Origin of the sequence: Rhizobium sp. MHM7A (assembly GCF_005862215.1) — a bacterium.
Lineage (GTDB): Bacteria > Pseudomonadota > Alphaproteobacteria > Rhizobiales > Rhizobiaceae > Rhizobium > Rhizobium bangladeshense.
Genome location: NZ_VCHT01000018.1, coordinates 55378 through 78690, shown reverse-complemented (window position 1 = coordinate 78690; position 23313 = coordinate 55378). Strand labels below are relative to the sequence as shown.

Here is a 23313-nt window from a genome sequence, read left to right as displayed (position 1 = left end):
CATCTCGCCCGCGGCCGGTTCTGTTCTTAGAATTCGAGCTGACGATGATCTACGATCCCACCCGGGCCAATCCGCTTTACGGCAACCCGCTGCAGACACGCGACGATCTGGCCAAGGCCGTTATCGATCTCTTCGAACCGCTTTTGCCCTATTTCTCCGAAGGCGGCGCCCGCGTGCGCCTCGGTGCCACGGGCGCAATCTTCGACCGGGCGGCAGCGGATCTCGAAGGATTTGCCCGGCCGCTCTGGGGGATTGTTCCGCTCGCTGCGGGCGGCGGCCACTTCCCGCATTGGAGCCTCTATCGACGCGGACTGGCGAACGGGACCAATCCTGCGCATCCCGAATATTGGGGCGACCTGGCCGACCGCAATCAGCGGCTGGTCGAGCTCGCTGCCATCGGTTTTGCCCTGGCGCTGGTGCCCGAACACTTCTGGGAACCGCTTGACGATGATGAGAAGAAGAAGGTGTCCGCCTATCTTCTTGCAGCGCGCGAACTGGAATTCATCGACAACAACTGGAAATTCTTTCGCGTCCTCATCGATCTCGGGCTGGAGCGCGTCGGTGTCGCTTTCGACCACGGCAAAACCGTCGCCTATCTCGACGAATTGGAAGCTTTTGACCTCGGCGACGGCTGGTATCGCGACGGACCGGTGCGGCGGGTGGACCACTACATTCCCTTCGCCATGCATTTCTATGGCCTGATCTACACGGTACTGGCGCGCGGCGACGAGGCGCGAAAGGAGCGGTTCAGCGACCGCGCCGGGATCTTCGCGAGGGATATCCGCCACTGGTTCGGCCCTGATGGCGCCGCTCTCGGCTTCGGCCGCAGCCAGACCTACCGTTTCGCCGCCGGCGGCTTCTGGGGCGCGCTCGCCTTCGCCGGGGTGGAAGCGCTGCCTTGGGCGGAGATCAAGGGCTATTATATGCGCCATATCCGCTGGTGGTCGGCTATGCCGATCGCCGACCGCGACGGCGTGCTCTCGATCGGCTACGGCTATCCGAACCTGCTGATGAGCGAGAGCTACAACTCGCCAGGCTCGCCCTATTGGGCGCTGAAATTCTTCCTGCCGCTCGCCCTTCGCCAGGATCATCCGTTCTGGACCGCCGAAGAGGCACCGCAGCCGGAATTCCCCGCGCCGATAGCGTTGAAGCCGGCCGGCATGGTCGCCATGCACACGCCGGGAAATGTGGTCGTGCTCTCTTCCGGCCAGCAGCACGACAAGATGCGCGGCGCAAACGAGAAATATTCAAAATTCGTCTATTCCACCCGCTACGCCTTTAACATCGAAGCCGACGACCGGAATTTTTCGGCCGCAAGCTTCGACGGCATGCTCGGGCTCTCTGATGACGGGGTGCATTTCCGCATGCGAGAAACCATGGAGGAGGCACTGATCGCGGGCGACCTGCTCTATTCGCGCTGGCTGCCATGGAATGATGTCACCATCGAAACCTGGCTCATTCCCGCCAACCCATGGCATATCCGAATTCACCGCATTGCGACACCACGTACGCTGAGCACCATCGAGGGCGGGTTTGCGATCGAGCGCGCCGACTTCAACGCCGACCGATCGGAGCATGCGCAAGGCCGTGCCATCTGGTACGGCCAGACAGACGTCAGCGCCATCGTCGATCTCTCGCTCCATCGGAGAACAGGTCACGCAATGAGTCCGATCCCGAACACCAACCTCATCCACGCCAAGACCCTGCTGCCGCAGTTGCGCGGCGACATCAGGCCCGGAACCACCGTGCTAGTCACCGCGGCGATGGCACTGCCTCTTCACGAGAATTGGGCACAGGCGCTGGAGAAGCCGCCGGCCTGCCCGGATCTTGATGAAGTGGAGCGGCACTTCCGCGAGGAGGGCGTTCGGGTGCCGGCATTCGCCCTGCAACTGTAGCTTCAAAGCATCGTCTCATCGTCTTCGATGATGAAAACAAACGGGATCATTGTCGATCAAGCCACAGATAAAACATGGCCTCGTCTCAACGTCATGCATCTAGGCCTTAAGATCGAACGGTTGCCGATCGGTCATTCTCACCTCCCATTTCCCAGTGACGGGCGCCCTCAACGATGGACCAACAGCGAAGGCTCCCGGGAGACCGCCGCTGCCAGCTATCGGGCGGCGACACGCACCTGGTCTGGTATCCCCGCGCCGATCGGAAGCCGTAGCGTAAACGTCGTCCCGTTCCCTCGGCTGCTCGCCACCTCTATCGTTCCGCCGTGAAGCTCGACGATCTGCTTGACGAGGTTGAGGCCGATGCCGGTGCCGGCGATGCCCGTAGAGCTTCTGGCGCGAAAATAACGCTGGAACATCTTCGGGAGATCATCGGCGTCGATACCGATGCCTTCATCGCGAACGGTGATGCAAACGCTTTCTCCCTCCTGCCATCCTGTGACGTGGACGTTCGGAGAGTCTGGCGCGTATTTCACGGCATTCGAAAAGAGGTTGCTGAAGACCTGGTCGAGAGCGGGATGGTCGCCATAAATGGTCGAAGGGAGGCGATCTAGATCGAGCAAAAAGCGATGAGACCGCCGGATGCTTTCTTGACGCGCGCTGCAGGTTCCAATGATTTCAGCAATCGAGCACGGCTTGTGAACGATGGTGATCCGGCCATGATCCAATCGCCCGGCAGCAAGAATACTTTCCATCAGTTCGAGCATACGCGAAACCGAGCTGCGGATCTGGTCGGCTTTTTCGCAAAGAAACTCCGGCGTGGCTGCCTCCTTGCGCCGAATGAGCCGTTGCGCCGCGCCGTCAATCACCGCAAGCGGGGTGCGGAATTCATGCGATGCCATCGAGACGAACTGCCGCTGCAACTCGTTGATCTGCTTTTCTTGTTCGAGCATCCGTTCGAGTTCTTCCGTCTGTCGCGCCAGTTCGACCGTGCGGGAGCGCACCATCTCTTCGAGCGTGTCGCGGTGCTGCAGCAATGCCTTTTCGGCGCGCTTGGCCTCGGTAATGTCGACGACAGCCATCAGCGATGCCGCCTTGCCCCTGTAGTTCAGGCAGGTGGAATAAACGGTGACCTCGATGGCCGTGCCATCTCTCTTCAAGTGCCGGAACGAGCGAGTCGAGGGGGGATCTTCGGCATCGAACATGACGACCTGCGGCGGGTTGGATTGCTGCGGCGCCTGGATGTCCGATAGTCGCATCGTCAGGAATTGCTCGAGACGGTAACCGTAGTGATCGATAGCGGCCTGATTTACGTGGAGAAATCTCAACGTTTCACGATCGTAAACCCACATCGGCATCGGGTTGCCTTCGAACAGCAGCCTGAACGACGCCTCCTGCATTTTGAGATCGGTGATGTCGACACGTATGCCGACGCTGCCCCCTCCTTCGGAGATCTGGCGTTCTTCGATCCGTATCCACCGGTTTCCGGGCAGGCGCTGCTCGTGTTTGCTGCTGGGCTTGGCATGATGGGCCAGCCTTTCGGCCAGCCATTCCTCTTCGCGCCCCACCGCTTCCGGATATTGGCCGCGCTTGAGGCCGGCACGCAGGCGGTCTTCGAAGCGCATGCCTTTCACGAGCATATCGCCGCTTTCGGCGTAAAGCTGTTCGTATCTCTTGTTCCACAGGACGAAACGGTCTTCCTCGTCGAACAATACGAGGCCTTCCGGGACGACTTCCAAAGCCGCCAGAAGACGTGCATGCGCCGCCCGCGCCTCCTGTTCGGCGCGTTCTGCCTGGGCATGCGCCTTCGCAAGCGCCTTTTCAGCCTGCCAGGCCTGCGTGATATCCTCATGGGTCGATACCCAGCCGCCGTCCGTCGTGCGCTGATGATAGCCGCGGATGATCTGGCCCGACTTGAGTTCCTTGATCCAATCCTGAGGCGTATCGCCCATATTGGTCGCTTCGGCCCAGGCGAGATATTCCGAGGTTGAGGTGGCGGGAACGGCGCCGACCGCCTGTCTCAGGTTCAGTATGTCCTCCAGCGACTGTCCCGGATGGATAACGGATGGATCGAGTCCGTAGACTTCGGCATAGCGATTGTTTGAAAGGAGCAGCCGGCCGCCCTCGTCAAACAGGCAGACCCCCTGCCCCATACTGGCAAGCGCCGTGTCCAGTTGCTCGTTTCGCCGCTGCAGGCGCGTGTGAACTGCGCCGAGCTCGATATGTCGCTTAATGCGAGCGACGAGCTCCGCGGCGGAGACAAGATTGGAAACGCAATCGACCGCCCCGGCGGCAAACCCTCCGATCCGGCTTTCTTCGTCTTCCGGCGAGACGAGGATGATTACCGGAATATCACGCGTTACCGTATTTGCCTTGAAACGCCGGCAGTCTTCGAGACCACGGCCCGCCGGCGACATGGCGTCCACCAGAAGAAGCTCCGGCAGCGGTCGCTTGGCGGAGCATTCGTGAAACTCATCTCGATCGGCGTGTGCGCGCAGCACGATACCATGTCGCTCAAGATCGTCGCCGATGCCATGCAAGCCTGCCAACGTGCTACGCATTGCAAAGATTGTGTGCAGTTCGCCGGACACGACCGTTCCCCCGTTGGTCCACATGGACGCGACTATAGGTCGTGCCGGTTAACACGCCCCTCACCTCAGGTCGGCCCCGGCTATTCCACGTTCTATGGTTGAAGAATGGTTGCGGGCGATGCGGAAAAATATTAGGTGACGCAACAGGACGCGCGGCAGGGACATTCCTCGCGATTTTCGCCGACGTCGCCCGACAGATCTAGCGTTCGTTCAGGATGTCGTGCAGGAGATCCAGACCGCGCTGATATTTTTCGGTGTTCTTGCCGGCCTGTTCGGCTTGTCGGAGATTGTCTTCTAGGTCGGCCTGTTTGACCGGCAGGGCCAGGGGGTTCGATGCGGCGCGTCTGACGAATTCGTCATCATGCTCCTCGGGCCGCCGCGTCAAGGCATCCACCGCGGAGATGATCGCCGGCGGGAAGCCTTCCTCTCTCAGCCTATCGAGCGTCCAGCCACTGCCTTTTTCGGCGACGTCGTGAAGGTAGGCGACCGTTCGCACCTCGTCGCCCGACACCAGAAGTGCAACGCGCTGGCAGTGCTCGAAGAATGGTCGGCCGGTCTTGTCAACCTGCCCTTCATGCGCCTCTATGGCGACTTGCATCGCATGGTCGAGATGCTGCATCGCGTTACGGACCTTCGGTCTTCCTAATTTTTCGGCGGGAGGGCTTCTCCCCGGTTGTTATTTCGATGTCAGGGATCGTCTCTCCGGCAACCTGGCCAAGCCCGTCTCGCGGCGGATCGAGATCACCGCTCTCCCCTGCCCCCTGAAGCAAGGCCGCATCATCTCTGTCGTCCTGATCGAGCAGGTCTTGCAGCGTCTCATGTTCGTCCTCGCCAGCCAGCTCATCGCAGGCTTGCATCCAATGACGCAAGTCCGAACCTTCCGGACGGCCTTCGGCTTCCCAGATTTCATAGGCGCGCCGCCGTATCTGCTCGTGTTTGTCTATGGCCATGATCTTCTCCAGTTCCGGCCTGACCTTGCGGCCTGGGTTTGGCTCTGGCCAAGCGATCGCATCCCAGGCTGCAGCTCCCGACAGCGTTCAGCGCAGCTTCCATCTTTCAAGGCGTATTAATTGTGGGTAGAAAATCCTCCACCTGCTTGCGCTCGTCTTTTGAAAGCGTCTCCACCCGCTCTTGCCAAAAGCGTTCGGCCGCCGGGGGATCCTCATCCCATTGACGAACAGTGGTGATATTGTCGTCGATCTTGGACCGGCGCCGCCCGCCGAGATTCAGATACTCCCTCGCGAGCTTCAGGCTTGGGGTCTCGGTGCCGCTATCGCGATCCAACGCCGAACGCGCATTACGTTGGGCGGCTTCCGATGCCGCCTGGCGATCGGCCTCGGCCCCCTGCGTATCGAAGGAGCGCGCGTCGTCGGTTCCGCTCTCGGGTGGCATGTTGGTCTTGGAAGTGGTCATGGATCACCTTTCGATGCTGTGGCCCAATAACCACCGCCAGCCGCGAGAGTTCCGCGTGCTGGCGACTGATTTGAGCATCCAATCGGGTCGAACCGGCCTACCGCGATCAGTGCACGGCCATGCTGACCATGCGATAGGGGTGCACCGCCTCGAACTGCGAGATCATCGCCGTTGCCTGGAGCAACACGCGTTCGGCATTTTCGGGATCGTCCCGGGCGAGTTCGTCGGCGTTGACGCGGATCGCTTCGGCCATGTTGTTGGACAGTACAGCAAAATGCGTGTTGCCTTCGACAAGAGCCTCGCGCGCCGTATCCTCCAGCGTGCGAGCAATGTCGACGAAAATTTCCTCGCGTTCCTCGATACTGAGGTCCTTGATTATATTGGTCTTCTCTTCCATGTCACTCACTCCTAAAGACGTGGGACGGTGATCGAGCTCATCGAGCCTCGATCGCCTGAGAGCTAGGAACGCCGACATCCGGATTCAAGCCTGGTGCAGTTTGAACTCGCCTTCGCGACGAGGGGACGACCATCGTCATCATGTCGAACGCAGGAGCGGGCCTTCAGTTCCCGGGAGGGCTGCTAGCAGTCGCCGGCCGAGAGTGCTAATTTTTCTCCTGTTCCTCTTGAAATCGAAAAACTCTTGAACCAGATCATTCGCGCAAGGCGCGCGACTTTGCACGCCATCCGGACCTCGTCAATCCGGTCCGGCCAGGGCTGACAAAGTCATTGTTTGTCTATGGAGGAAGACATGTCGTTCCGACCGCTTCATGACCGCATTCTCGTCCGCCGCGTCGATTCCGAGGAAAAGACCAAGGGCGGCATCATCATTCCCGACACCGCCAAGGAAAAGCCGCAGGAGGGCGAGGTCATCGCCGTCGGTCCCGGCGCACGCAACGATGCCGGCCAGATCCAGGCGCTCGACGTCAAGGTCGGCGACCGCATCCTGTTCGGCAAGTGGTCCGGCACGGAGATCAAGATCAACGGTGAGGACCTGCTGATCATGAAGGAAAGCGATGTAATGGGTATCATCGAAGCCCAGGGCGAGCAGAAGCAGGCCGCCTGAGGCATCGGGACGCCAGTCAACGCTGAAGCGTTGCAATCTTTGTTTTACGCATGTCGTTATCGCAAAATGCTGCCGGACTTTTGGCGACATGCGCTAGCTGCCGATGAAGGAGTGAGGACATGGCTGCTAAAGAAGTCAAATTCAACGTCGAAGCCCGCGACAAAATGCTGCGCGGCGTCGATATCCTGGCGAATGCCGTGAAGGTGACGCTCGGCCCGAAAGGCCGAAACGTCGTGATCGACAAGTCCTTCGGTGCGCCGCGCATCACCAAGGACGGCGTTTCGGTCGCCAAGGAAATCGAACTCGAAGACAAGTTCGAAAACATGGGCGCCCAGATGGTTCGTGAAGTCGCTTCGAAGACCAGCGACGTCGCCGGCGACGGCACCACGACTGCCACGGTGCTCGCCCAGGCGATCGTCAAGGAGGGCGCCAAGGCGGTGACCTCAGGCATGAACCCGATGGACCTGAAGCGCGGCATCGATCTAGCCGTCACCGCCATAGTCGAAGAACTGAAAACCAACGCCCGCAAGATCTCCAACAATTCCGAAATCGCCCAGGTCGGCACGATCTCCGCTAATGGCGACCCCGAAATCGGCCGTTTTCTGGCGGAAGCCATGGAAAAGGTCGGAAATGACGGCGTCATCACCGTCGAGGAAGCCAAGACCGCCGAAACCGAACTCGAAGTCGTCGAAGGCATGCAGTTCGACCGCGGCTACCTGAGCCCCTACTTCGTCACCAACTCCGACAAGATGCGGGTCGAGTTCGAGGATCCCTATATCCTCATTCACGAGAAAAAGCTCTCGAACCTGCAGTCGATGCTGCCGATCCTCGAGGCCGTCGTTCAATCCGGCAAACCGCTCCTCATCATCGCTGAAGACGTCGAAGGCGAAGCCCTCGCAACGCTTGTCGTCAACAAGCTGCGTGGCGGCCTGAAGATCGCTGCCGTCAAGGCGCCTGGCTTCGGCGACCGCCGCAAGGCCATGCTCGAAGACATCGCCATCCTGACCGCCGGCACCGTCATCTCCGAAGATCTCGGCATCAAGCTCGAAAACGTCACGCTGAATATGCTCGGTCGGGCAAAGAAGGTCACCGTCGAGAAGGAAAACACGACCATCATCGATGGCGTCGGTTCGAAAGAGGAGATTTCGGGTCGCATCGCCCAGATTAAGGCGCAGATCGAGGAAACCACCTCCGACTACGACCGCGAGAAGCTGCAGGAACGCCTCGCCAAGCTCGCCGGTGGTGTTGCCGTCATCCGGGTCGGCGGCTCGACAGAGGTCGAGGTGAAGGAAAAGAAGGATCGCGTCGACGACGCGCTGCATGCCACCCGTGCAGCGGTCGAGGAAGGCATCCTGCCGGGCGGCGGCGTCGCCCTTCTGCGCGCGGTCAAGGCGCTCGACGCTGTCAAGACCGCCAATGACGACCAGCGCGTCGGCGTCGAAATCGTCCGCCGTGCGCTTGAGGCCCCGGCTCGCCAGATCGCCGAAAACGCCGGCGCGGAAGGCTCGGTGGTAGTCGGCAAGCTGCGCGAGAAGAGCGAATTCTCCTATGGCTGGAACGCTCAGACCGGCGAATTTGGCGATCTCTATGCGCAGGGAGTCATCGATCCGGCCAAGGTGGTGCGCACCGCACTTCAGGACGCATCCTCCATCGCCGGCCTGCTGGTGACGACGGAAGCCATGATCGCCGAGAAGCCGAAAAAGGATGCTCCTCCGGCTATGCCCGCCGGTGCCGGCATGGACTTTTAAGCCAGGGTCGCAGGCTCGTCCGGACATACCGGGCGGAGCCTTTCCGAGGGAATGAAGATGGTTCAAACGATCCTAAACCGATCGCAGGTGCCGCTGGACTCCCGCGATCTCGAAACCTGCCAGCGCGTCTTCGACAAGCTCAGCGCTGGCTACGCCGTTGCAAGGGACAGCGACGAGGCCGGACGAATGGCGAGCATCATTATCGAGCTCTACCGGCAGGGCGTGCGAGATCCCAATCATCTGCAGTCGATGGTCGAGGCGGCCCGCGGCCTCTTCGAAACGAACGGAACCCCAGCGACTGCTCGGTGAACGGCGCCAGTCCGATAGGGCGGCAGCTTGCATATGATGCAGCCTTCGCTGACGACGACGTTTGCGTGAGCGGCAGAGTCCTGCCGCTCACGCGGTTCCGAAAATCGATTCCGATTTTCCAGCCGATGCGCTAGGGACAAAGCTCAAGTGCATTGAAGGTATCGAAATGATTCCACGCCTCCAGCCGAAGGCTTCCACCCCCCTACCCGCCGCGGGTTTTTTCGAGCGGCTCGTCGAGGCGGGCTTCGGCGGCGACATCGAAACCGGCCCGGCAAGCCGAACCGTATTTTCGACGGACAATTCCATTTACCAGCTCGAGCCAACGGGCATCCTTTTTCCGCGAGGCGTGGAAGATCTGCAGGTCGTGGCGGCTGTGGTGGCAGAACCAGCCTTCCGCGGGATAAGCATTGCACCGCGCGGCGGCGGCACCGGCACGAACGGGCAATCCCTGACATCTGGTGTCGTGGTGGACTGTTCGCGGCACATGAGGTCCATTCTCGAAATCGATCCTGTCCGCAGGGTCGCGCGCGTCCAGGCGGGTGTCGTCAAGGATCAGTTGAACCAGGCGCTGAAACCTTACGGTCTCTTTTTCGCGCCCGAACTGTCCACCTCCAACCGCGCCACAATCGGCGGCATGATCTCCACCGACGCCTGTGGCCAGGGTTCCTGCCTCTACGGCAAGACCAGCAACCATGTTCTCGGATTGCGCATCGTGCTTGCGGACGGCTCCGATTTTTGGTCGCGCCCGCTCGATGCGGACGCGTTCGATGAGATCGTCGCAGGTAAGGACCGCCTCGGAGAGATCCACAGGACGGTGGAGCGAATCACACGCGAAAAGCGGGACCGGATCGCTGAGGTCTTCCCGAAACTCAACCGCTATATGACCGGCTACGACCTCGCCCATGTCAGGCGCGACGACGGACGCTTCGACCTCAACGCCGTTCTCTGCGGATCGGAGGGAACGCTGGCTTTGATCGCCGAAGCCGAACTCAACCTTCTTCCGATCCCCGCTCATGCGGCGCTGATCAATATTCGCTACGGCGATTTCAATACCGCCCTGGAGGACGCCCGCAATCTTGTGGCGCTGAAAGTCGCCTCGGTGGAAACCATCGATGAGAAAGTACTCGGTCTTGCGAGACGCGACATCGTCTGGACCGGCATCGCCCGCTTTTTTCCGGATCAACCGGGCACGGTGACCAATGGCATCAATATCGTCGAAGTCCTCGCTGACGAAGAGGAGGAACTCGAACGCAAGCTTTCGGCGGTGACAGCTGCTCTCGACACGGACGCAAATGCCCGCCATGCCGGTTACACGATTGCCCGAGGCCATAGCGAGGTTGACGCGATCTGGTCCATGCGCAAGCGTGCCGTTGGCCTGCTCGGAAATGTGGAGGGGCCGGTCAGGCCCGTCGCCTTCGTCGAAGATACCGCGGTGCCGCCGGAAAATCTGGCGGCCTATATTCGCGAATTCCGCGCACTTCTCGATGGCGCGGGCCTTTCCTACGGCATGTTCGGCCATGTCGATGCCGGCGTGCTGCACGTGCGGCCTGCCCTTGACCTCACCTGCGATGCTCATGTCCGGCTGGTTCGGGAGATCAGCGACGCCGTCGTCGCGCTCACCCGCAAATATGGCGGCGTGCTCTGGGGAGAGCACGGCAAGGGGGTGCGTTCGGAATATGTGCCTGAATTCTTCGGCGATCTTTATCCCAGCCTGCAGGAAATCAAGCGGGCTTTCGATCCCGATAATCGGCTCAATCCGGGCAAGATTGCCACGCCTTCGGCTGAGGCGCTTACAAAGATCGACGATGTGTCGCTGCGGGGAGATATCGACCGCATCATCGGCAACGAGATCCGCTCCGCCTTCGACAATGCCGCCTACTGCAACGGTAACGGCGCCTGTTTCGATTTTGACGAAATGAGCCCGATGTGCCCCTCTTATAAGGCGACGCGCGACCGGCGCTTTTCGCCGAAGGGGCGTGCCGCGCTGATGCGGGAATGGTTGCGGCTGCTTGCCGAAAACGGCATCGATCCCCGCGATGAGGCGACGCGCCTGCGGCGAAGCGTTCCGCTCGCCAGCCTCGCGCGACGCGCCTTCAATTCGCTGAACCCGGCAAATCGCAGCGATTTCTCCCACGAGGTTCACGCGGCGATGGACACCTGTCTCGCCTGCAAGGCCTGCGCCGGGCAATGTCCGGTGAAGGTTAGCGTGCCGGCTTTCCGCTCGAAGTTCCTGGAACTCTACTACGGACGCTATCTCCGTCCGCTGAAAGACCCGCTGATCGCGGCGATCGAGACGACCCTACCACTCGTCCGACGCATCCGGCCTGCCTATAATCTGGTCGTCGGCACGCGCGCCGGCAGAAGGATGATGCGCATGGTGGGGCTGACCTCGCTGCCGCGTCTGCCGCAAATCTCACTGGCAAAGGAAGCCGCCCGCCTCGGCGTGCCGCTTGCGACCGCTCAGACGATCGAAGCGCTGTCGCCGGGTGAAAGGCAGCGGAGCGTCGTCTTCGTCGCCGACAGCTTTACCGCCTATTTCGATCCTGACGTCGCTCTCGCCGCGATCGCTCTCGCTAGGAAAATGGGACTTTCGCCGCTCCTCGCAGCCTCCCATATCAATGGCAAAGCCCTGCATGTGCATGGCTACCTCGGGCGCTTCGCGGATGCGGCCCAGCGAACCGCACGCTATCTCCAGCGGCTTGATGATGCCGGCGTGGCACTCGTTGGGCTCGATCCGTCGATGACGCTCGCCTTCCGCAGCGAATATAGGGGAACACTGAAGGCGACAGTCCTTCTTCCCCAGGAATGGCTCGCCGCCAGTCTCGACCGGCTCGCCGCTGCGCCTTCTGTCGTTAAAGGCAAAAGCTTACGATTGATGGCTCATTGCACCGAACGCACCAATGCGCCGGCTTCCGTCGCACAATGGCAGAAAATATTCGAAAGCCTTGGTGTTGATCTTCAGGTTGCGCAAACCGGCTGTTGCGGCATGGCCGGCACCTTCGGGCACGAAGCTCGCAACCGCCCGATCTCCGAACGCCTCTACGCGATGAGTTGGAAACCGGAAGTCGACGCGGCCGGCGACACCGATATCCTTATGGCGACAGGATATTCCTGCCGCTCCCAGGTCAAGGAAATCGACGGGAAGCGCATCCCGCATCCACTTCAGATCGTCGCCGGAATCGTAGCGGAAAAGCCGGGAAGCGCGGTCTGAGGTGGCAATTCCGCGCGCACGACCAAGCATGCAGACGGGGACGGCAAGATCGTCCGAGGCAGTCCGAGCCGCCCGCTAGTTCACGCCACGGCGGCAATCTTGCCGCCGTCGTTCGGCAGCAGCCTCGCCACGGCGCTCAACAGGTCCGTCTGCGATATCAGGCCGAGAATCCGGTGGTCGTCGTCGACAATGATGACGGCATGGGTGCGCCCATCCGTCAGAACGGGCAACAGCGACAGGGCAGCATCCGAAGCTCTCGCCACCGCCGGTTTGGAGATCGCGTGGGCAATCGTATCGCCGCAGGCAAACAATTCACGCAAGCCGACAGTACCGATCAGACGGCCTTCCGGATCTCTCACCGGCAGGGTGCGGATATTATGCTTCAAAAGAAGATGCCGCGCCGCGTCTGGCCCAGACGTCTCGCCGATGGCGATCACGTCACGCGACATGATATCGGCGCAGCTTATCTTGCCGTTTGATCGAATAGTCGCCTGCAGTTCCACCTGCTGCAGCAGTCTCCCGAGGTCCGCGCGATCGATATCGAAGGTTTCGTCGAGCGCTTCGAGGGCGGCATCGACATCCTCCTCACGAAAGCCGACTCGTGCGGCAGATGGCGGATCGATCGTCTGGTGGGTGTTCTCCGCCGGCTTGCGAACGACGTGCGGATAATTCCGCCTTGAAAGCTTGTGGAACAGCAGCCCAAGCCCGACGAGAATGCAGGAGTTCAGAGCGACCGGCACGAAGGGAAAGAGGAATCCCCAGCCGGCGACGACAGGACCGCCGAGCACCGCGGTCAGTGCCGCAGCCCCTCCCGGCGGGTGAAGGCATCGCGTGAACGACATCGCCCCGATGGCCAGGGAAACGCCGATGCCCGTGGCGATGATCGGATCACGGATGAAATATGCTGCAATAATGCCCATCAGGGCGGAAATTGTGTTGCCGCCGATGATCGCCCATGGCTGCGCCAACGGGCTTGCCGGCACCGCGAAAAGCAACACCGCCGACGCCCCCATCGGGGCAACAATCAGCGGAAGATGCGGCCCCTGGCCGAACAGATAACCGCTGATGACGCCGGTGAGACCGATGCCCAGCAAGGCGCCGAAACAGGCGATCAATCGTTCTCTTAACGTCGCGCCGGCAAGGATGGGCGAAAACAGGCGCAAACGGCGAAAACGGCTCGGTCCCACCTTCGGCGAAACGGGGTACTGCATGCTAAGACCAATTGTAAATGAGGATTATCTTGGGGCGGAGGAGAAGACGGAGGAGCTAGTTCGTCACCAGCCTGATATCTCTGCTTTTCCTGGCGCTGAGCACCTCATGGAAGGCACTGAACCCGGTGGGATGGTCGTCCTTCCGGTACACCAGCAGCGTCTCGACAGGCCCAAGTTGATGAGTCTGAACGGCAGTCGGCCAGTGCATGAGATCGAGAACGGACCTCGGCATCACACCAGCCGTATTTCCGGTCGCAACGCTCGCCAGGATCGCGTGGTAGGAGCCGAGTTCGCTCGTCGGCAGGGAGCTCGATTTGCGCGCCCAGTTTTCGGCAATGCGGCGATAGGTGCAGCCGGGCTCCAAAGCCGCGAGCGATGCTACACGCAGGTCGGCAGCGGATTTGATGGCGGGATGTCCGGATGGGAGCACGATCAACAGATCTTCGACGAAGACCGTCTCCATCTCCAGCGCCTTGAGTTCGGCATCGAAATCCGAATCCTCCTCGCGCATTGTCTTCGGCGGGCGGGCAATCAGTGCGCAATCCAGCGCGTCGGCCAGAACGTCGCGGGCGAGTTCGCGAGATGCGCCCATCGTCAGATGCAGCGACACATCGGGCCACATCTGATTGAATTGCGTCAGCGCCGCTGGCAGCCTGCTTGCCGCCGTACTTTCCATCGTGCCCACCCGCAATGTTCCCGATGGAGCGAGAGGCCTCACGGCCTGGCGCGCTTCGAGCGCAAGCGCCATAAGCCGGTTGGCATAGGCGAGAAAGGTTTCCCCCTCCCGTGTCAGCGTCATCTTCCTGCCATCACGGCTGAACAGGCAAGCGCCAAGATCCTCCTCCAATCGCTGGATGCGCGTCGTCACATTCGACGGCACCCGCCCGACGGCCTTCGCGGCCTTCGTAACGCTGCGGTCGCTGGCAACGGCGAGGAATATCTCGATCGACGAAAGGTCCAATGATAATCTCTTTTCCGGAATTAAAGCGGATCATTGTTCTCTATATAAAAATCATCACTCGAGCTCAAGCGGGTAAAATATCCACGCGATCTGCAGGCCGGACAGCCAGGTGATTGCCAAAAAAAGGGTCGAGACGCCGCCAAAATAGCCACGCGACCGCTACATCGTCTCCACGACGAGGCGCTTTTGAGGCTGGCACGGAGATTGCTTCTATATGGCTATCTGTAGAGCGACGGCCGATCACATGCTGCATCTTGTCTTGACCTGCCTTCTTCTGAGCGTCGCTTCAGGCCTTAGCATGCGGCGTTTTCTTCTCCCGTACTTTTCCGGCGGCGAACTCGCCGAGAAATCCGCTCCCGTGACGATCGTCGCAAGCGCCGTCTTTCTGGCGGCAGTCGCCTTCACCATCTCCGATCAGAATCTCTGGGCCAAATCCGTCGTCCTGATGCTCTGCCTGTTACTAGCGGCAATGTTGGACGACGCCAGACCCAGGCTGACCATCGCCATTGCTGCCGCCAGCCTGGGCGCTTATCTCGGGCTGCGCTCGTTCGGCTGAGCATCCGGCCCTCTTGTGCGGCACATTAGCGGCAATGAGATCGTTCGGCTTCATTTATCGAAGCCTAATCGGGGACGCCGATCACCTGCGACGATCGCTGCTCAGCAAGGCTCGTTGTTTTCACCGCGATCCGTAATGACCGCGCCACCCTCAGCCATTCCCAGCAAGGGAGCCGCGGCGCCCGGGACAATGTCGGGCGGCGGTAAAACAATCTTCGCAAAAGAATAGCTTCGTAATATAATTCTCTTTCGCTGAATATCTTTCGAGCTGACCGCTTGAAGAATGGGGAGAGGGGCGATGATCGGTAACGAGCAGCCAAGAACGATCTGGTCGGAGTGGTATGCTTGGCATCCCGTCCTGCCGATCGACGATACCGTGTTCTGGCTCGAGACCGTATACCGCCGAGAAACTGCGGAAGGCCTATGGCAATATCGTTCATTTCGACCCGAAGTCGAACGTGTCCAGGCTTTGGCCGCTATCCCCATCTGCCCCGGCGTTTGATCCCGCGTCAGCCGAGCGCCTGGCTCACGAGCGCATAGGTTTTCGGCTGATGCGCAGCGCGGCGGCCCGGAACCGGGAGCCAAGGGTCGCCCAGCGACATGGTCGTCACGAAGTCGTAGACAGCAAGGCCGCAGCGGGAGAGGAAATCGGCAAATATCCCGGCTTTCTCGCGTGTGTCGAGGCGCAGGAATGACCCCGCATGCTCAAGCGCATGCGGATGGACGACAGCAATCGCATCTGCGTCACTGCAGGCCACCACGGGGCCGACGACCTGGCCGCGCCCGAACCTTCGGCAAAGGGAGAAGGCCTCGATCCGGCCGGCGCGGACAAGCACGACGCCCTTGGAATGAGCCATGAGCCGAGCCAAAAGCGCCCTCCGATCAGTGCCGAAGGCCAGGCTATCGAGTTCCGCGATCTCCTCCATATCTCCCGCGTCCACGGGCCGCACCACGGCTCCGGCCGGCAATCCCACATCCGGCGGCAATATCGCTTCGCCCTGGCATTGAAAGACGGGCGCCTCAAGGACAAAATCCAAGGATAGATAAAGCCGCCGCGCCGCCCGCGTCGCGTTCAGCCCGAGATTTCTGTCGGCCACCTGGTTGAGCGCGTGGCCCATCAGCCACTGCCCAGCGCCATTCGCCTGCAGGCGCGGCGAGGTGATGACCATACCGATCGCGGCGAACCGGTCGTCATAGGGAAACCACATCGCAGAGCCGAGGATGCGGCCGATTTCATCGATGGCCGCGACGCCCTGCCCGAATTCGCACAGGAACTGCCAGTCTTCACGGCGATGCGGCCAAGCGACGGACATCGAAAGCGCATGCAGCTTGTCGAGGTCGACACTGTCGATCCCGATCATGCGCGTTTCGAAACTATCGACCAATCTGGATTCGGATGTCAGTGCACTCACTCCCGCCCTCCTGGCGCATGTCCGGCCAACCCCCGGGGAAAGCTGCCCAGGATATTCCCATATCGAGATTAGGACGGATCGCACGATACAATTCACTGGCGAAGCCCGCGCAAACACAACAATCGTCCAAATCCGCTCCACTTTCGGCAAATAAAGCCTGGGCCGGTCTCTATAGTCATTGACCAGACCCCGCCCCCGTGGCGCCGTTGACCGCAAGAGCCCGGTCGCAATTCGATATTCCGCGCCGTGAGGACGCTCATGCAGACAATTGAAATCCTCGAGAGGCTTGTTGGCTTTCCCTCCGTCGTCGGAACGCCAAACGGCGGGATCGTTGGATGGATCCGGCAATACCTGCAAAATTACGGCATTGCCGCCACCGAGCTTCCCGGCCCCGAGGGCGACCGGTCGAACCTCTTCGCCACGATCGGCCCAAGGGAGACACCGGGCTATATCCTCTCCGGCCATATGGACGTCGTCCCCGCCGCCGAAGGCGGGTGGAGCAGCGATCCGTTCCGCCTTCGCGCCGAAACGGACCGTCTCTACGGTCGCGGAACCACCGACATGAAGGGCTTTCTCGCCGTCGTGCTTGCCGCCGTCCCGGCGCTCGCGGCGATACGGCTCCGCCGGCCCATCCATCTCGCCTTTTCCTATGATGAGGAGGCAGGCTGCCGCGGCGTCCCGCACATGATCGCGCGCCTGCCTGAACTCTGCGCACATCCGCTCGGCGCGATCATCGGCGAACCGAGCGGCATGCGGGCGGTCCGCGCCCACAAGGGCAAGGCGGCCGCCCGGCTGACGGTCAGGGGCCGGTCCGGCCACTCCTCGCGCCCGGACCGGGGGCTGAATGCAATCCATGCGATGACCGAGGTCTTGGCCTGCGCCAGCGCCGAAGCCGAGCGGCTGACGCAGGGCCCATTCGAGCATGTGTTCGAACCGTCCTATTGCTCGCTCCAGGTCGGCACGTTGAAGGGCGGGCAGGCCGTCAACATCATTCCCGATAGCTGCGAGGCCGAGTTCGAAGCCAGAGCCATTTCCGGCATCGATCCGGCCACGCTGCTGGAGCCGCTGCGGGTCGCGGCCGAGGCGCTGCCGCAACGCGGTTTCCAGGTGGAATGGCGCGAACTCAGCGCCTATCCGGCGCTGTCGCTTGCCGCCGATGCGCCGCTTACGCGCTTGCTTGGCGAACTCACAGGTATCGAGCCGCTGGCCGCGGTCAGCTATGGCACCGAGGCCGGCCTTTTCCAGCGCGCTGGCATTGAGGCGATCATCTGCGGGCCGGGCGATATCGCCCGTGCTCATAGGCCGGACGAATTCATCCTGACCGGCGAACTCCTGGCCTGCCAGGGGATGATCGAGGCGCTCGCCCGACATTGCGCCGTCTGATTTCGGACCAAGGAGCCGATGCAATGGCCTTTCTCTTTGCTTCCGATGCCAAGCGCGGCGCTATATTCGCCGAAGCCTTCGCACGCGAACTTCCCGACATAAGCTTCGCCATGGATCCGGCATCGGTCGAACCGGAGGCTGTGCGCTACCTGATCACCTGGACCGTGCCGGATGATCTCGCCCGTTACCACAATCTCGAAATCTTGTTTTCGATCGGCGCCGGCATCGACCAGTTCCGCATCGATGCCGTGCCCGCCGAGGTCAAAGTGGTGCGCATGGTCGAGGACGGCATTGTTAGAATGATGCAGGAATATGCGACGCTCGCCGTGCTTGCACTCCATCGCGATCTGCCGGCCTATCTCGGCCAACAGCGGCGAGGGGTCTGGCAGCCGCTCGCATCCGTACAGGCCGCGGAACGCCGCATCGGCATACTCGGGCTCGGCATGCTCGGAAGCGCAGTGCTTGAGAGTTTGCGCCCCTTCGGCTTTCCGCTGTCCGGCTGGAGCCGCACCCCGCGCGCAATCGATAGCGTTCGATGCCTCAGCGGCAGCGATGGACTCGAGATCCTGCTTGCTACCACCGACATTCTCCTCTGCATGCTGCCGCTGACCGACGAAACGCGCGGCTTCCTGAATGCAGAGCTCTTCGCCAGGCTTCCCGTCGGGGCCGCACTCGTTCATGTCGGTCGCGGCGCCCAGCTCGATCATCAGGCGCTCGTCGCTGCGCTCGACGCCGGACATCTCTCCGGCGCCGTCGTCGATGTCACCGATCCGGAGCCGCTGCCTGCGGGCCACGCCTTCTGGAACCATCCGAAAATCCTGCTGACGCCGCACATTGCCAGCGTCACTCAAGCCGAAACTGCTGCGGCCGCCGTGATAGCCAACATCAAACGGCATCGGGCAGGCCTCGACCCGATTGGTCTGGTCGATCGCAGACGCGGCTACTGACTTATCTCGCCACAGAAATTTGCACCCCGGAAAGGAAACCCATGTCCCTGCTCAAGACAATCGTCACCAATCCATCCCACGCGCCACGCGAGTCCGGTCCCCTTCCCGAGCGCCTGATCGCGGGCAATCCCACCTTCAAGACCTGGGCGCAGGATGTCGCTCGCGCAGACACGGTTCATACCGGCGTATGGGAGGCGACGCCCGGTGAGACTCGTTCGATCAAGGGCGAGACATTCGAGTTCTGCCACATTCTTTCCGGCCTGGTCGAACTCACGCCGGACGGAGGAGAACCGGTGATCTACAAGGCCGGCGACAGTTTCGTCATGAAGCCTGGCTTTTCCGGCGTCTGGAAGACGATCGAGACGGTTCGCAAGATCTACGTGACCGTGACGTGACGGTGCGGCGGCCCGGCGCCAGCCGTAGATTTGACTGGCGTCGGCGCGGAAAACGCAATTTTTATCCGCCGCAGCATTCCCGGTCGAAGCATGCTGCTCGTGTTCCCAAGCTAGGCTTACGTCAGCTCATGCCGAGGACACGCAATGACACTCAGCTTCGATCCGAACACGATTTCCCTGCCGGTGGGACATTTCATCGGCGGCCGGCTGATGCCGGCCGAAGCCGTCATCGACATGTATCGGCCGTCCGACGGCAAGCCCTATGCCGGCTGTCCGCTTGCCGACGCAGCTCTTGTCGATCAGGCCGTTGAAACGGCAAGGGAGGCGTTAGACAGGAGCAATTGGGGCGGCGTGCGGCCGCGTGAACGCACCACGGCGCTGCAGCGCTGGGCGGACCTCATCGAAGCCGAGGCGGAGACTCTCGCCAGGCTTGAGTCGCTCTCCTCAACCCGACCGGTCGGCCATCTCGTCGCCGGCGATATCACCGTTACCGCCGAGCAGATCCGCTTCTTTGCCGAATTCGCCGATAAGGAAGGCGGCGATCTCGCCCCAACCGACGACGCGAATTTCGGCATGATCATGACGGAGCCCTATGGCGTCGTCGGTGCCATCACCCCCTGGAATTTTCCCTTGTCGATGGCAGGTTGGAAGCTTGCCCCGGCGCTCGCAGCGGGCAATGCGGTGGTGTTGAAGCCATCGGAGATGACGCCGTTTTCGACACTCTATCTTGCCGAGCTCTCGGTGCGGGCCGGCCTGCCGGCCGGTCTCGTCAACGTCGTCCTTGGTGACGGTCCCACCACCGGAACCGCCGTCACCGGGCATCCGGGAATTTCCAAAGTCAGCTTCACCGGCTCAACCGCGGCCGGTGCGGCGATCATGGCCAACATTGCCCGTACGGGGGTGAAGCCGATGACGCTGGAGCTCGGCGGCAAGAGTCCTCAGTTGGTCTTCGCGGATGCCGATCTCGATCGCGCGGCAGGCGCCATCGCCGCCAGCATTTTGTCCAATGCCGGCCAGGCCTGCATATGCGGATCGCGCCTTATCGTCGAGGCCAAGGTTGCGGACGCGCTCGCAGCAGCACTGCTTTCCAGACTGGCGGCAATCCGGCCGGGGCCGACCTGGGAGGAAACGACCGATTATTCGCCCGTCATCTCCGAACGCCAGATCGCCCGCATGGATGGCATCATCCGCGCTGCCATCGACGACGGGGCCGAATGCCTTACGGGTGGCCGCCGGCTCGACCGCGAGGGTTATTTCTACGCACCGACGCTGATTTCGGGGGTGACGGCAACATCGCCGGCGGTTCTCGAGGAAATCTTCGGACCGGTCCTCACCATCCAGACCTTCGAGGATGAGGAGGAGGCGCTGGGGCTCGCCGACCACCCATCCTATGGGCTGGCCGCCGGTCTCTTCACCCGCGATCTTTCGCGCGCGATCCGCCTCACCCGCCGCCTGCAGGCCGGCACCGTGTGGGTCAACCGTTACGGCCGCTCGCGCGACCATATCCTGCCGACCGGCGGCTACAAGCAGTCCGGCATCGGTAAGGATCTCGGCCGCGAAGCCTATCTCGCCAACCGCAAGAGCAAGAGTGTGCTCATCAGCCTTTAAGGAGCTGCGATGAAGTCCTACAAGATCGCCCTTCTGCCCGGAGACGGCATCGGCCGCGACGTGACAGATGCAGCCTGGGCCGTGCTCGAAAAGACAGCCCGATCGAGCGGGTTTTCTCTTGCGGCGTCCCGCTACCCCTGGTCCTGCGACTACTATCTCGAAAACGGCAGCATGATGCCCGCCGACGGGATCGATACGCTGAGGTCCTTCGACGCCATTCTGCTCGGCGCCGTCGGATGGCCTCGCAAGGTGCCGGATTCCGTGTCGCTGCATGGGCTGCTGCTGCCCATCCGCAAGGCTTTCGTGCAATATGCCAACATCCGCCCACACAAGCTGCTGTCCGGTGTGCAGGGACCGCTGCGGTCCCAAGACTTCGACATACTGTGCATCCGTGAGAACACCGAGGGCGAATATTCCGGCGCGGGCGGCCGCGTGCATCAGGGCACGGACAGCGAGGTGGCGGTGGAAACCTCCATCTTCACTCGAAAGGGCGTCGAACGCATACTGCGTTTCGGGTTCGAACAGGCGCGTGCGCGGCGCGGCAAGCTCGCCTCAGTGACAAAGTCCAATGCACAGAAATACTCGATGGTCTTCTGGGACGAGATCACCCACAAGCTCTCGGTAGAATATCCGGATGTCGAGGTGACCAGCTACCATATCGACGCCATGGCTGCCCGCATGGTCATGGCGCCTGAGAGCCTCGATGTCGTGGTCGCATCCAATCTGTTCGGCGACATTCTGACCGACCTTGGCGCCGCCATCCAGGGCGGGCTCGGCTTTGCGGCGTCCGCCAACATCAATCCTGATCGCTCAGCGCCGTCCATGTTCGAACCCGTCCACGGCTCCGCGCCCGATATCGCTCATCTCGGAATTGCCAATCCGATAGCCGCCATCTGGTCCGGCGCAATGATGCTGGAGCATCTCGGAGAAGCGGCTGCCGCCGGAAGGATAATGGCCGCAATCGAGGCGACGACGGCGCGCGGCATCGGCGCCATACCCGGCAAGGACAAAACCGACGCGATCACGGCATCAGTGCTTTCAGCACTCGATTAGCGCGTCGCGCAAACCTGGCAGTGGTTTAGAAATGCTCTGATGAAAGGGGAGAAAATGAACGGTTTAAGGGATCGCAGCCTGCTGCGCCAGCAAGGGCTCATCGGCGGAGAATGGTGCGGGGCCGCAGCCGGGCGCACGATCGAGGTGATCGATCCGGCGACGCAGAATGTGCTGGGCAGCGTCCCCGACATGGACGGGGCCGATACGCGGGCGGCAATAGCGGCGGCGGAAAAAGCCTTTGGCCCCTGGCGGGCAAAGACCCACGCCGAGCGCGCCGCCCTGCTCGAGGCCTGGCACGATCTGATGCTCGACAATATCGAGGACCTGGCGCTGATCCTGACCACGGAACAGGGAAAACCGCTGACGGAGGCGCGAGGCGAAATCCGCTACGGCGCCTCGTTCGTCAAATGGTTTTCCGAGGAAGCACGCCGCATCGGCGGAACGACCATCCCCTCGCCCACCGCGGACCGGCGGATCGTTGTCCTGAAGGAACCCGTCGGCGTGTCGGCGGTCATCACGCCGTGGAATTTTCCCAATGCGATGATTACGCGCAAGGTGGGGCCGGCGCTTGCGGCAGGTTGCACGGTCGTCATCAAACCATCGGAGCTGACGCCCTTTTCGGCGCTGGCGCTCGCCGTACTGGCGGAACGGGCCGGCATCCCCAAGGGCGTGATCAACATCGTCACCGGCATGCCGGCCGCAATCGGCGACGAACTGATGACGAACCAGACCGTCCGCAAGATCTCTTTCACCGGCTCGACCCGCGTCGGGTCGCTGCTGATGCGCGGGGCGGCCGACAGCGTCAAGCGGCTCAGCCTCGAACTCGGCGGCAACGCGCCTTTCATCGTCTTCGACGATGCCGATCTCGATCTTGCCGTGGAGGGCGCCATCGCGTCGAAATTCCGCAATGGCGGGCAGACCTGCGTCTGCGCCAACCGTCTTCTTGTTCAGTCCGGCGTCTACGATGCGTTTGCCGCCAAACTCGGCGCGCGGGTTTCGGCCATGAAGGTCGGGGCAGGCACGGAGGTAGGCACGGATATCGGACCGATGATCAACAAGGCTGCGATCGAGAAGATCAAGCGTCACGTGGAAGATGCAGTAGGAAAAGGAGCCAAGATCCTCGCCACTGCGGATTCCATGCCTGCCGGCGATCAATATGCCGCTCCGATGGTGCTTGGCGGCGCGACCGTGGACATGCAGCTTGCCAGCGAAGAGACATTCGGACCGATTGCCCCGCTGTTCCGGTTCGACACCGAGGAAGAGGCGATCCGCCTCGCAAATTCCACCCCCTTCGGCCTTGCGGCCTATTTCTACACTGAGAGCCTGAAACGGTCCTGGCGGGTCGGCGAGGCGCTCGAATTCGGCATGATAGGCCTGAACACGGGCGCCATCTCCACCGAGGTCGCTCCGTTTGGCGGCGTCAAGCAATCCGGCCTCGGGCGTGAGGGCGCACAATGCGGCATTGAGGAATATCTGGAAATGAAGAGCTTCCACATCGGCGGGCTTTCCTGACCGGCAAGAAAGAAGGGGCGCTCGGAAGATCATTCCGGCGCCCTTCCGC

General features: G+C 61.7%; 21 protein-coding genes and 1 pseudogene. 13 read left to right on the top strand and 9 right to left on the bottom strand.

The genetic code is table 11. The features are described 5' to 3' along the window. The first annotated feature begins 44 nt into the window (after window positions 1-44). Complete coding sequence (locus tag FFR93_RS35140) at window positions 45-1895, top strand: DUF2264 domain-containing protein (RefSeq protein ID WP_138396566.1); 1851 nt, start codon at window positions 45-47, stop codon at window positions 1893-1895. A 24-nt stretch (window positions 1896-1919) separates the two neighbouring features. Here FFR93_RS35140 and FFR93_RS41670 read toward each other — a convergent pair. The 6 genes and pseudogenes from FFR93_RS41670 to FFR93_RS35110 form a co-directional block, all read right to left on the bottom strand. Further along, a pseudogene (locus FFR93_RS41670) lies at window positions 1920-2030 on the bottom strand (HIT family protein); the annotation flags it as partial. Between the two features lie 80 nt (window positions 2031-2110). Next, window positions 2111-4507 carry a PAS-domain containing protein gene (locus tag FFR93_RS35130; RefSeq protein ID WP_138396565.1) on the bottom strand — a complete coding sequence of 799 codons (2397 nt, stop codon included), beginning with the start codon at window positions 4505-4507 and terminating at the stop codon, window positions 2111-2113. A gap of 175 nt (window positions 4508-4682) precedes the next feature. Beyond that, window positions 4683-5102: an HD domain-containing protein gene (locus FFR93_RS35125; RefSeq protein ID WP_138396564.1), complete on the bottom strand. Its 420-nt coding sequence runs from the start codon at window positions 5100-5102 to the stop codon at window positions 4683-4685. Window positions 5103-5106: 4 nt separating this feature from the next. Further along, window positions 5107-5433 carry a DUF2934 domain-containing protein gene (locus tag FFR93_RS35120; protein WP_064709732.1) on the bottom strand — a complete coding sequence of 109 codons (327 nt, stop codon included), beginning with the start codon at window positions 5431-5433 and terminating at the stop codon, window positions 5107-5109. A 106-nt stretch (window positions 5434-5539) separates the two neighbouring features. Beyond that, window positions 5540-5896 (bottom strand): hypothetical protein, encoded by a 357-nt coding sequence (locus FFR93_RS35115; protein ID WP_138396563.1) that lies wholly within the window; start codon window positions 5894-5896, stop codon window positions 5540-5542. Between the two features lie 106 nt (window positions 5897-6002). Beyond that, entirely contained in the window at window positions 6003-6293 is a 291-nt protein-coding gene (locus FFR93_RS35110) for a hypothetical protein (protein ID WP_011428635.1), read from the bottom strand. Between the two features lie 351 nt (window positions 6294-6644). On the opposite strand from FFR93_RS35110, the gene groES reads away from it, so the two are divergent. From groES to FFR93_RS35090, 4 genes are all read left to right on the top strand, one after another. Next, a complete protein-coding gene (gene groES / locus FFR93_RS35105) occupies window positions 6645-6959 on the top strand; it encodes a co-chaperone GroES (protein WP_064709657.1) in 315 nt (104 codons plus the stop codon). 119 nt (window positions 6960-7078) lie between these two features. Further along, window positions 7079-8707: a chaperonin GroEL gene (gene groL / locus FFR93_RS35100; RefSeq protein WP_064709658.1), complete on the top strand. Its 1629-nt coding sequence runs from the start codon at window positions 7079-7081 to the stop codon at window positions 8705-8707. 57 nt (window positions 8708-8764) lie between these two features. Next, on the top strand, window positions 8765-9016 hold the full coding sequence (locus tag FFR93_RS35095) for a hypothetical protein (RefSeq protein WP_064709733.1): 252 nt from the start codon (window positions 8765-8767) through the stop codon (window positions 9014-9016). 166 nt (window positions 9017-9182) lie between these two features. Beyond that, window positions 9183-12227 carry an FAD-binding and (Fe-S)-binding domain-containing protein gene (locus FFR93_RS35090; RefSeq protein WP_138396562.1) on the top strand — a complete coding sequence of 1015 codons (3045 nt, stop codon included), beginning with the start codon at window positions 9183-9185 and terminating at the stop codon, window positions 12225-12227. Between the two features lie 80 nt (window positions 12228-12307). Here FFR93_RS35090 and FFR93_RS35085 read toward each other — a convergent pair whose 3' ends face one another. Both FFR93_RS35085 and FFR93_RS35080 read right to left on the bottom strand, forming a co-directional pair. Then, a complete protein-coding gene (locus FFR93_RS35085; RefSeq protein WP_064713111.1) occupies window positions 12308-13438 on the bottom strand; it encodes an HPP family protein in 1131 nt (376 codons plus the stop codon). Window positions 13439-13493: 55 nt separating this feature from the next. After that, window positions 13494-14399: a LysR substrate-binding domain-containing protein gene (locus FFR93_RS35080; protein WP_138396561.1), complete on the bottom strand. Its 906-nt coding sequence runs from the start codon at window positions 14397-14399 to the stop codon at window positions 13494-13496. Between the two features lie 244 nt (window positions 14400-14643). On the opposite strand from FFR93_RS35080, the gene FFR93_RS35075 reads away from it, so the two are divergent. Both FFR93_RS35075 and FFR93_RS35070 read left to right on the top strand, forming a co-directional pair. After that, window positions 14644-14955, top strand: a complete 312-nt coding sequence (locus FFR93_RS35075; RefSeq protein ID WP_138396597.1) for a hypothetical protein — start codon at window positions 14644-14646, stop codon at window positions 14953-14955. A gap of 297 nt (window positions 14956-15252) precedes the next feature. Next, window positions 15253-15456, top strand: coding sequence for a hypothetical protein (locus FFR93_RS35070; RefSeq protein WP_138396560.1), 204 nt, complete (start codon window positions 15253-15255; stop codon window positions 15454-15456). A gap of 7 nt (window positions 15457-15463) precedes the next feature. On the opposite strand, the gene FFR93_RS35065 is transcribed toward FFR93_RS35070, so the two are convergent. Next, complete coding sequence (locus FFR93_RS35065; protein ID WP_138396559.1) at window positions 15464-16366, bottom strand: GNAT family N-acetyltransferase; 903 nt, start codon at window positions 16364-16366, stop codon at window positions 15464-15466. Between the two features lie 258 nt (window positions 16367-16624). Here FFR93_RS35065 and argE point away from each other — a divergent pair, with 258 nt between their 5' ends. From argE to FFR93_RS35035, 6 genes are all read left to right on the top strand, one after another. Beyond that, complete coding sequence (argE, locus tag FFR93_RS35060) at window positions 16625-17749, top strand: acetylornithine deacetylase (protein WP_138396558.1); 1125 nt, start codon at window positions 16625-16627, stop codon at window positions 17747-17749. Window positions 17750-17772: 23 nt separating this feature from the next. Beyond that, complete coding sequence (locus FFR93_RS35055; protein WP_138396557.1) at window positions 17773-18696, top strand: glyoxylate/hydroxypyruvate reductase A; 924 nt, start codon at window positions 17773-17775, stop codon at window positions 18694-18696. A 41-nt stretch (window positions 18697-18737) separates the two neighbouring features. Continuing rightward, a complete protein-coding gene (locus tag FFR93_RS35050; protein ID WP_138396556.1) occupies window positions 18738-19091 on the top strand; it encodes a cupin domain-containing protein in 354 nt (117 codons plus the stop codon). Between the two features lie 144 nt (window positions 19092-19235). Then, window positions 19236-20699 (top strand): aldehyde dehydrogenase family protein, encoded by a 1464-nt coding sequence (locus FFR93_RS35045; RefSeq protein WP_138396555.1) that lies wholly within the window; start codon window positions 19236-19238, stop codon window positions 20697-20699. A 9-nt stretch (window positions 20700-20708) separates the two neighbouring features. Then, entirely contained in the window at window positions 20709-21752 is a 1044-nt protein-coding gene (locus tag FFR93_RS35040) for a tartrate dehydrogenase (RefSeq protein WP_138396554.1), read from the top strand. A 54-nt stretch (window positions 21753-21806) separates the two neighbouring features. After that, entirely contained in the window at window positions 21807-23264 is a 1458-nt protein-coding gene (locus FFR93_RS35035) for an NAD-dependent succinate-semialdehyde dehydrogenase (protein WP_138396553.1), read from the top strand. Window positions 23265-23313: the final 49 nt, after the last annotated feature.

Excerpts from the sequence above, each read along its gene's own strand:
- FFR93_RS35110 (WP_011428635.1), bottom strand. The coding sequence starts at position 6,293 with ATGGAAGAGAAGACCAATATAATCAAGGACCTCAGTATCGAGGAACGC.
- FFR93_RS35095 (WP_064709733.1), top strand. The coding sequence starts at position 8,765 with ATGGTTCAAACGATCCTAAACCGATCGCAGGTGCCGCTGGACTCCCGC.
- FFR93_RS35045 (WP_138396555.1), top strand. The coding sequence starts at position 19,236 with ATGACACTCAGCTTCGATCCGAACACGATTTCCCTGCCGGTGGGACAT.
- FFR93_RS35075 (WP_138396597.1), top strand. The coding sequence starts at position 14,644 with ATGCTGCATCTTGTCTTGACCTGCCTTCTTCTGAGCGTCGCTTCAGGC.
- FFR93_RS35070 (WP_138396560.1), top strand. The coding sequence starts at position 15,253 with ATGATCGGTAACGAGCAGCCAAGAACGATCTGGTCGGAGTGGTATGCT.
- FFR93_RS35125 (WP_138396564.1), bottom strand. The coding sequence starts at position 5,102 with ATGCAGCATCTCGACCATGCGATGCAAGTCGCCATAGAGGCGCATGAA.
- FFR93_RS35085 (WP_064713111.1), bottom strand. The coding sequence starts at position 13,438 with ATGCAGTACCCCGTTTCGCCGAAGGTGGGACCGAGCCGTTTTCGCCGT.
- FFR93_RS35140 (WP_138396566.1), top strand. The coding sequence starts at position 45 with ATGATCTACGATCCCACCCGGGCCAATCCGCTTTACGGCAACCCGCTG.
- FFR93_RS35090 (WP_138396562.1), top strand. The coding sequence starts at position 9,183 with ATGATTCCACGCCTCCAGCCGAAGGCTTCCACCCCCCTACCCGCCGCG.
- argE (WP_138396558.1), top strand. The coding sequence starts at position 16,625 with ATGCAGACAATTGAAATCCTCGAGAGGCTTGTTGGCTTTCCCTCCGTC.
- FFR93_RS35120 (WP_064709732.1), bottom strand. The coding sequence starts at position 5,433 with ATGGCCATAGACAAACACGAGCAGATACGGCGGCGCGCCTATGAAATC.
- groES (WP_064709657.1), top strand. The coding sequence starts at position 6,645 with ATGTCGTTCCGACCGCTTCATGACCGCATTCTCGTCCGCCGCGTCGAT.
- FFR93_RS35035 (WP_138396553.1), top strand. The coding sequence starts at position 21,807 with ATGAACGGTTTAAGGGATCGCAGCCTGCTGCGCCAGCAAGGGCTCATC.
- FFR93_RS35115 (WP_138396563.1), bottom strand. The coding sequence starts at position 5,896 with ATGACCACTTCCAAGACCAACATGCCACCCGAGAGCGGAACCGACGAC.
- FFR93_RS35050 (WP_138396556.1), top strand. The coding sequence starts at position 18,738 with ATGTCCCTGCTCAAGACAATCGTCACCAATCCATCCCACGCGCCACGC.
- FFR93_RS35055 (WP_138396557.1), top strand. The coding sequence starts at position 17,773 with ATGGCCTTTCTCTTTGCTTCCGATGCCAAGCGCGGCGCTATATTCGCC.
- FFR93_RS35040 (WP_138396554.1), top strand. The coding sequence starts at position 20,709 with ATGAAGTCCTACAAGATCGCCCTTCTGCCCGGAGACGGCATCGGCCGC.
- groL (WP_064709658.1), top strand. The coding sequence starts at position 7,079 with ATGGCTGCTAAAGAAGTCAAATTCAACGTCGAAGCCCGCGACAAAATG.
- FFR93_RS35130 (WP_138396565.1), bottom strand. The coding sequence starts at position 4,507 with ATGTGGACCAACGGGGGAACGGTCGTGTCCGGCGAACTGCACACAATC.